Raw genomic sequence first — 8,200 nt, 5'->3', positions numbered from 1 at the left:
CCACCCCCGCCAAGGCCACCACCCCCGCCAACGCCACCACCCCCGCCAAGGCCACCACCCCCGCCAAGGCCACCGCGCCGAGGAAGGCCGCCCCCGCCAAGGCCGTCAAGCCCGCCACCGCCGGCAGGCCCGCCAAGGCTGCTGGGGCCGCGAAGGCGACGGACCGCCTCGCACCTGCGACGCGCACCACCCGGGCGGCCGCGTCCTCGCGCGCCGTCGCCGCTACCGACCCGAAGGGCGCCAGCGTGACGACGACGACCGGTCCGACCCCCCGCGGGAGCGCGACGATCCGCTCCTCCATGGACGGTCAGCCCATGCAGCTCGACGAGAACGCCCTGCTCCACGTCAGCGGGCTGAAGAAGTACTTCCCGGTCAAGCGCGGCATCATCCTGCAGCGCACCGTGGGCAACGTGAAGGCCGTCGACGGCCTCGACTTCACCGTCCACAAGGGCGAGACACTCGGCCTGGTCGGTGAGTCCGGGTGTGGCAAGTCGACGACCGGCCGGCTGCTGACCCGCCTTCTCGAGCCGACCGCCGGCACGATCAAGCTCGAGGGCCGCGACATCTCGCACGCGAGCCGCGAGGAGCTGCGCCCGCTGCGCCGTGACTTCCAGATCATCTTCCAGGACCCCTACTCCTCCCTGAACCCGCGGCACACGATCGGCACCATCGTGGGTGCGCCGTTCCGGATGACGGGTGTGAAGGCCACCGAGTCCGAGATCAAGAAGCAGGTCCAGGACCTGCTGGCGCTCGTCGGGCTCAACCCGGAGCACTACAACCGCTACCCCCACGAGTTCTCCGGCGGCCAGCGCCAGCGCATCGGCATCGCCCGCGCGATCGCGCTCAAGCCCAAGCTGATCATCTGCGACGAGCCGGTCTCGGCCCTCGACGTGTCGATCCAGGCGCAGGTCGTGAACCTGCTCGAGGACCTGCAGAACGAGTTCGACCTCACCTACGTCTTCATCGCGCACGACCTGTCCGTGGTCCGCCACATCTCCGACCGCGTCGCCGTGATGTACCTCGGCAAGATCGTCGAGATCGCCGACCGGGTGAGCCTCTACGAGCACCCCATGCACCCCTACACCCACGCGCTGATGTCCGCCGTGCCGGTGCCCGACCCAGAGAAGGAGGGCAAGCGCGAGCGCATCCTGCTCACCGGCGACGTGCCGAGCCCCCTCGACCCGCCGCCTGCCTGTCCCTTCCACACCCGGTGCTGGAAGGCTCAGGAGATCTGCAAGACCGTCGAGCCGCCGCTGCGCGACCTCGACGTGGGCCATGCCGTTGCCTGCCACTTCGCCGAGGAGAGGACCCTCATCTGATGGTGACCTTCCTGTCCGTCCTGCTCGTCATCACGAGCCTGCTGCTCATCGTCCTGGTGCTCCTGCACAAGGGGAAGGGCGGCGGTCTGTCCACGATGTTCGGCGGTGGCGTCTCGTCCTCGCTCGGCGGCAGCGCCGTCGTCGAGAAGAACCTCGACCGCATCACGATCGTCTGCGGGCTGGTCTGGAGCGTGAGCATCATCGCGCTGGGCCTGCTGCTCAAGGAGACCGGCGCGGCCTGACGGCACGCCCTGCACGCACCGATGGGAGCCGTTCGGGGGATCCGCGCAGCGACACCCGGACGTAGACTGGCCGTAACACCCCGAACGAAGGAGCACCAGTGGCAGGCGGCAACGCGATCCGGGGCAGTCGAGTGGGCGCCGGACCCATGGGCGAGGCCGAGCGCGGCGAGCAGGCCCCGCGCCGTCGCATCGCGTTCCACTGCGCCAACGGCCACGAGACGAGGCCCTCGTTCTCCGACGAGGCAGCGATCCCCGAGATCTGGGACTGCCCGCGCTGCGGGTTCCCCGCCGGGCAGGACAAGGACAACCCGCCGGCGCAGACCAAGACCGAGCCCTACAAGACCCACCTCGCCTACGTCCGCGAGCGCCGCAACGCCGAGGACGGCGAGGCGATCCTTGCCGAGGCCCTGGCCAAGCTGCGCGGCAAGTAGCCCACAGCTCCAGGCGTACGACGCACACCGCCCGCGCTCCGGTTCCCGGCGACGCGGGCGCTGTCGTCTCCCACCCACGCGCCTTGCGGTCTTGCGTCATAGCGCGTGAGCGTGACCCTCTCCTGAGTTTTGATGACGTCACGGACGGGGGGTGAGGGTCAGGAGCGGGGAGGGTCCGGGGGTGAGGGCGGGAGCATCCCGGCGGCGGCCTCGTCGAGCAGCCACAGCGTCCGTGACCGCCCCGCTGGGCCGGCGGCGGGCACCTGCACGCGATCCGCGCCCGACAGCGCGGCGGCGACCACCTCGGCCTTGTCCGCTCCGGCCACGACCAGCCAGACCTCGCGGGCCGCGGTGAGCGCGGAGAAACCCAGGGTGACCCGGGTCGGAGGTGGCTTCGGGCAGCCGCGCACCGCGAGGACCGTGCGCTGGTCGTGGGCGGCGGGTGACTCGGGGAAGATCGAGGCCGTGTGGCCCTCTGGTCCGATCCCGAGCAGGAGCACGTCGAACGCCGGCACGACCTGGTCGTCGGACGTGGCTGCCGCGAGCTCAGCGGCGTAGCGCTCGGCGGCCGCGTCGGGGTCGTCACCATCGGGTCCATCGAGCGCACCGATCGGGTGGACCCGCGCCGGGTCGAGGTCGAGGGCGTCGAGCAGGGCCTCGCGGGCCTGCCGCTCGTTGCGCTCCGGGTCCTCGGAGGCGACGAAGCGCTCGTCGCCCCACCACACGTCGACCCGGCTCCAGTCGACCGCGGACCGTGCGGGCGACTCCCGCAGCGCCCGCAGGGAGGCGATGCCGACCCCGCCTCCGGTGAGCACGACCGACGCGGTGCCCCGGGCGGCCTGGGCGTCGGCGAGCCGGGTGACGAGCCGCGCGGCGACGGCGGCCGCGAGCACGTCGGGGTCGCGGTGGACGACGACCGTCGGCGCTGCGCTCATCGAGGTGCCTCCCGGGCGGTCAGCTGGTCGTGAGCGCGGGGTCGGGGTCGCTGTCGAGCGCGGGGTCCTGCCAGACGTGGGTGCGCAGGGGGGACAGGGTCGCGAGCCCTGCGATGCCGGTGACGTGGCCGAGCGCCTCGGCGTAGGTCTCGTCGGCGTCGAGGCGGCGCAGCTCCTCGGCCAGCAGGTCGCCGAGGTCGCGGCGGGGCAGCGGCAGCGCGCGGTCGGGCTGGCCCGTGCGCGACATGGTGGCGGTGCGCCCGTCGGTGCGCGTCAGGCGCACCTCCTGGCCGCCGACAGCCAGCCGCACCCCGGTGACGCCCGGTCCGGGGGAGTCCTCGACGGTGACGTCGACCCCGAGCCGACCGCCGAGCCAGCCGGCCAGCAGCGCTCTCGACGGGTTGGTCGCCTCGCCGGAGACCTCCACCGCCTCGACGTCACCGGACAGCGCGTCGAAGGCCGACGCGCACAGCGAGCGCCACAGCGTGGTGCGTGCCCAGGCGAGGTCGGTGTCGCCAGGCGCGAAGTCGCCGCCCCGGGTCCGCAGCGCCGCGAGCGGGTCGGCGGCGGCAGCGGCGTCGGTGATGCGGCGATCGGCGATGACGCCCAGCGGGTCGTGCGCGATGAGGTGCGGGGGCTCGCCGAACCACCACGTCACGACGGGCGCGTCGGGGGCGAGCAGTGGCAGGACGACCGATTCGGCGTGCAGGGCCAGCCGGCCGTACATCCGCATGACGACCGCCTCGCCCGGCCCGAGCCGCCCGCCGACGGAGACCTCCGCGTCGAGCCGGGGCTCCGGCGCATCAGGCCTGCGGCGTACGACGACCAGCAGTCGGCACGGGTGCTGGGCGGCGGCGCGCGTGGCGGCCTGCTCGGCCTCCGCGACGAGGTTCTCGTCGACGACGGCGACCAGCGTGAGGGCCAGCCCGCTCGACACCGAGCCGGCCAGCCGTCGCTCCGCGGCGAGCGCCTTCACGACCGAGGTGCCCGAGGTGTCCCACAGCGTGGTCATGAGGCGCTCACGGCCGGCGCCAGGTGCGGCCGTCGCGGGCCAGCATCTCGTCGGCGGCCCGCGGCCCCCACTCGCCGGCGCGGTAGGGCTGGGGTCCGTCGTCCTGGGACAGCCACAGCTGCTCGATCGGGTCGACGATGCGCCACGACTCCTCGACCTCCTCGTTGCGCGGGAACAGCGACGCGTCGCCGAGCAGCACGTCGAGCAGCAGTCGCTCGTAGGCCTCGGGGGAGCCCTCGGTGAACGCCTCGCCGTAGAGGAAGTCCATGGCGACGTCGCGGACCTCCATCGTCGTACCAGGGACCTTGGAGCCGAAGCGCAGCGTCATGCCCTCGTCGGGCTGCACCCGCACGACGAGCTGGTTGGCGCCGAGCTCCTCGGTGTCGGAGGTGCTGAAGGGAAGGTGGGGGGCGCGCTTGAAGACCACGGCGATCTCGGTGACGCGGCGGGGGAGGCGCTTGCCGGTGCGCAGGTAGAAGGGCACGCCGGCCCAGCGGCGGGTGTCGACGTCAAGCCGCACCGCGGCGAAGGTCTCGGTGGTGGAGTCGGCTGCGACGCCCTCCTCGGCGAGGTAGCCCTTGACCCGCTCGCCGGCGAGCCAGCCCTGGTCGTACTGGCCGCGAACGGCGTAGGACGCGAGGTCCTTGGGCAGTCGGACCGCACCGAGGACCTTGCGCTTCTCGGTGCGCAGGGACTCCGCGTCGAAGTCGACCGGCTCGTCCATCGCGGTGAGCGCGAGCAGCTGCAGCAGGTGGTTCTGCAGGACGTCACGGGCCGCACCGGTCTCCTCGTAGAAGCCGGCGCGGGTGCCGATGCCGACGTCCTCGGCCATCGTGATCTGCACGTGGTCGACGTGGTGGCTGTTCCAGATCGGCTCGAACAGGGTGTTGGCGAAGCGCAGCGCGAGCAGGTTCTGGACGGTCTCCTTGCCGAGGTAGTGGTCGATGCGGAAGACGTCGCGGGCCGTGAAGACCTCGTCGACGAGGGCGTTGAGCTCGCGGCTGCTCGGCAGGTCGTGGCCGAAGGGCTTCTCGACGACCACGCGCCGCCACGAGCCGGTCGCCTCGTTGTCGGCCATGCCGGTTCGCTGCATCTGGCGCAGCACCGTCGGGAAGGCCGCGGGCGGGATGGAGAGGTAGAAGGCCGCGTTGCCGCCCGTGCCGTGGCTCGCATCGAGGTCGGTGAGCGTCGTGGCGAGGGTGTCGAAGGCCGCGTCGTCGTCGAAGGACCCGGGCAGGAACTTCGTCGCCTCGGCGAGCCGCTGCCAGACCTCCTCGCGCCACTCGGTGCGGGCTCCGGCCTGCGCGGCCTTGCGCGCGACCTCCTCGAACTCGCCGTCGCCCCAGTCGCGGCGGGCGAAGCCGAGCAGCACGAAGCCGGGCGGGAGCAGGCCGCGGTTGGCCAGGTCGTAGACGGCCGGGATGAGCTTCTTGCGGGCGAGGTCACCGGTGACGCCGAAGACGACCAGCGCGCAGGGCGACGGGACGCGGGGCAGCCGGCGGTCGCGCGGGTCGTGCAGCGGGTTGGTCAGCGGGTCGGTCACGACAGCGCTTCGACCACGCGCTCGAGCCCCGCGCTGGTGGTGACGTGCAGTCGCAGCACCGGGCGGCCCTTGTCGGCGAGCACGGTCGCGTCACCGGCGGCCTGCGCGGCGAGCAGGGTGCCGAAGCTGAACGGCCGGTCAGGCACCTCGAGGTCGTCGGTCACCAGTCCCGTGACCTGCAGGAAGCAGCCGACCGGGGTCCCGCCCTTGTGGAACTGGCCGGTGGAGTGCAGGAAGCGCGGCCCCCACCCGAACGTCGTCGGCCGCTCGCACTGCTGCGCCAGAGACCCGCGCACGCGGGCCAGTGCGGCGTCGCGCTCGCGGTCGAGATAGGCCATCACCGCGAGGTAGCCGCGGTCGTCGAGTCGGCCGAGCAGCGCCTCCACCGCCCCCTCCACCGTGGTGACGCCGTCGAGCAGTCCGGGGGTGCCGTGGACCTCGACGCCGTCGTCGACGAAGGCGGGAGCGGCCGGCTCGGGCTGGGCCTCGAGCAGCCCGCGGGCAGCGACCTTGGCGCTCTCGACGTCGGGCTGGTCGAAGGGGTCGAGCCCGAGCAGGTGGCCGGCGACGGCGGTCGCGACCTCCCAGACGACCAGCTGGGCCCCCAGTGGGCCGGTGACCCCGGTGCCTTCCGCGGGGGCGTCACCGATCCGCACGACGTGCACGTCGGGGGCAGGGAAGCGCACCTCGGGCGCGGAGGCGTCGACGACGACGGGGAGCAGGCCACGGCCGAGCTTGCCGGTGGACTCCGCGACGAGCTGCTCGGTCCAGTCGCCGAAGCCGACGAGCGTCGAGCCGGAGGCGTCGATCGCGAGCTTGTCGCGCGAGGGGTCGCCGGCGAGCGCCGCGCCGAGCTCCACCCCAACTTCGATCAGGCCGGGAGCGGAGGCCTCGGCCAGCAGAGCCTCGACGTCGACGCCCGCCAACGCGGAGGGCACCAGGCCGAAGGCGGTCAGCGCGCTGTAGCGGCCGCCGACGGTCGGGTCGGCGAGGAAGACCGCGCGGTAGCCGAGCTCCGCGGCGAGCGAGGCGAAGGGCGAGCCCGGGTCGGTCACGACGACCATCCGAGAGGCGGCGTCGACGCCGGCGCCCTCGAAGGCGGCCGCGAAGGCGCGCCGCTGGCTGTCGGTCTCCACGGTGCCGCCGCTCTTGCTCGACACCACGACGACGGTGCGGGTGAGGTCGCCGGACAGCGCGGTGCGGACCTGGTCGGGATGGGTGGAGTCGAGGACGACCAGCGGCCGGCCGGCCGAGGCGCAGATGACCTCGGGAGCGAGCGAGGAGCCGCCCATGCCGCAGAGCACGACGCGGTCGACGCGCTCGGCGCGCAGGGCGTCGCGCAGGGCCAGCAGCCCGGGGAGCAGCGGCCGCGAGCGCTCGACGGCGTGCAGCCAGCCCAGCCGGGTCGCGGCCTCGGAGCCGTCGACGAACAGCGTCGGGTCGCCGGCAGCCAGCCGGGTCGCGACGTCGTCGGCGCGCAGTCGCCCCAGGGCAGCGGCCTGCGCGACGGCGGCGGCCCCGGTGGTGCGGACCTGCACCGTCACGCGCTGCCCTCCCGCGACGCCGCGGCGGGTCCCTCGCCGACGGGCTTCACGGCACCCGCGGGCATGACCTCGGCCCCTGCCGCCTCCAGCTGCGCGGTGACCGACTCGATGAGGGAGTTCCAGGCGTCCTCGAACTTCGCGACCCCCTCGACCTCGAGCAGCTCGGTCACCTCGGCGAGGTCGATGCCCGCGTCGGCGAGGTCGCGCAGCACCTGCTCGGCGTCGGCGTAGGTCGACGTCACCGTGTCACCGCGGACGACGCCGTGGTCGGCGACGGCCTCCAGGGTGGCCTCCGGCATAGTGTTGACGGTGCCCGCGGCGACCAGCTCGACGACGTACTGCGTGTCGTCGTACGCCGGGTCCTTGACCCCGGTCGAGGCCCACAGCGGGCGCTGCGGCGTCGCGCCGTCGGTGGCGAGCGAGGCCCAGCGCGTGGTCGAGAAGACCCGTTCGTAGGCCTGGTAGGCCAGTCGCGCGTTGGCGATGGCGGCGCGGCCGCGCAGGTCCGGGCGACCTGCCTTGTCGAGGCGGGCGTCGATCTCGGTGTCGACGCGCGAGACGAAGAACGACGCGACGGACGCCATCGTCGACAGGTCATGGCCGTTGTCGCGGGCCTGCTCGAGCCCGGCGAGGAAGGCCTCCATCACGGCGTCGTAGCGCTCGAGGGAGAAGATCAGCGTCACGTTGACGCTGATGCCTGCCGCGAGCACGGCGGTGATCGCGGGCAGGCCGGCCAGGGTCGCCGGGATCTTGATGAGCAGGTTGGACCGGTCGACCAGCCACCACAGGGCCTTGGCCTCCGCGACGGTGCGCGCGGTGTCGTGTGCGAGCCGCGGGTCGACCTCGATCGAGACCCGCCCGTCGACGCCGTCGGTCGTGTCGTAGACCGGGCGCAGGACGTCGCAGGCCCACCGCACGTCGTACGCCGTGAGCGCGCGGACGCTCTCCCCGACGTCGGTCCCGCGCAGCGCGAGGTCGCGGACCTGCTCGTCGTAGGCGGCGCCGTCGGACAGCGCCTTCTGGAAGATCGACGGGTTGGTCGTCACGCCGACGACGTGGGAGTCGGCGACGAGCGCGGCGAGGTTGCCGCTCGTCAGGCGGGCGCGGGACAGGTCGTCGAGCCAGACCGCCACCCCCGCGGCGGAGAGGTCGGCGAGAGGGACGGTCACAGGAA

8 protein-coding genes are annotated in these 8,200 nt (G+C 73.3%); 3 read left to right on the top strand and 5 right to left on the bottom strand.

Annotation, left to right across the window (positions count from 1 at the left end):
* Positions 1–314: 314 nt before the first annotated feature.
* The 3 genes from Q8R60_15855 to Q8R60_15845 all read left to right on the top strand — a co-directional run bounded on the left by Q8R60_15855 (position 315) and on the right by Q8R60_15845 (position 1,992).
* Positions 315–1,319, top strand: a complete 1,005-nt coding sequence (locus Q8R60_15855) for a dipeptide ABC transporter ATP-binding protein (protein ID MDP3713951.1) — start codon at positions 315–317, stop codon at positions 1,317–1,319.
* On the top strand, positions 1,319–1,561 hold the full coding sequence (gene secG / locus Q8R60_15850) for a preprotein translocase subunit SecG (protein ID MDP3713950.1): 243 nt from the start codon (positions 1,319–1,321) through the stop codon (positions 1,559–1,561). The genes Q8R60_15855 and secG overlap by 1 nt, the downstream gene beginning before the upstream one ends.
* Positions 1,562–1,659: 98 nt before the next feature.
* Positions 1,660–1,992: an RNA polymerase-binding protein RbpA gene (locus Q8R60_15845; GenBank protein ID MDP3713949.1), complete on the top strand. Its 333-nt coding sequence runs from the start codon at positions 1,660–1,662 to the stop codon at positions 1,990–1,992.
* 158 nt (positions 1,993–2,150) lie between these two features.
* On the opposite strand, the gene pgl is transcribed toward Q8R60_15845, so the two are convergent.
* Genes pgl through tal form a run of 5 tightly spaced genes read right to left on the bottom strand, consistent with a single transcriptional unit; the run spans position 2,151 to position 8,195 of the window.
* Positions 2,151–2,927: a 6-phosphogluconolactonase gene (gene pgl / locus Q8R60_15840; protein ID MDP3713948.1), complete on the bottom strand. Its 777-nt coding sequence runs from the start codon at positions 2,925–2,927 to the stop codon at positions 2,151–2,153.
* A gap of 19 nt (positions 2,928–2,946) precedes the next feature.
* Complete coding sequence (locus Q8R60_15835; protein MDP3713947.1) at positions 2,947–3,939, bottom strand: glucose-6-phosphate dehydrogenase assembly protein OpcA; 993 nt, start codon at positions 3,937–3,939, stop codon at positions 2,947–2,949.
* A gap of 7 nt (positions 3,940–3,946) precedes the next feature.
* Positions 3,947–5,482 (bottom strand): glucose-6-phosphate dehydrogenase, encoded by a 1,536-nt coding sequence (zwf, locus tag Q8R60_15830; protein MDP3713946.1) that lies wholly within the window; start codon positions 5,480–5,482, stop codon positions 3,947–3,949.
* Positions 5,479–7,026, bottom strand: coding sequence for a glucose-6-phosphate isomerase (locus Q8R60_15825; protein MDP3713945.1), 1,548 nt, complete (start codon positions 7,024–7,026; stop codon positions 5,479–5,481). The genes zwf and Q8R60_15825 overlap by 4 nt, the downstream gene beginning before the upstream one ends.
* Complete coding sequence (gene tal, locus Q8R60_15820) at positions 7,023–8,195, bottom strand: transaldolase (GenBank protein ID MDP3713944.1); 1,173 nt, start codon at positions 8,193–8,195, stop codon at positions 7,023–7,025. Before tal ends, Q8R60_15825 begins: the two co-directional genes overlap by 4 nt.
* Positions 8,196–8,200: the final 5 nt, after the last annotated feature.

It is taken from the genome of Mycobacteriales bacterium (assembly GCA_030697205.1).
Taxonomy (GTDB): domain Bacteria; phylum Actinomycetota; class Actinomycetes; order Mycobacteriales; family SCTD01; genus JAUYQP01.
Note: the sequence above shows the minus strand (reverse complement) of the source record. Positions and strands in the feature narration are given on the sequence as shown.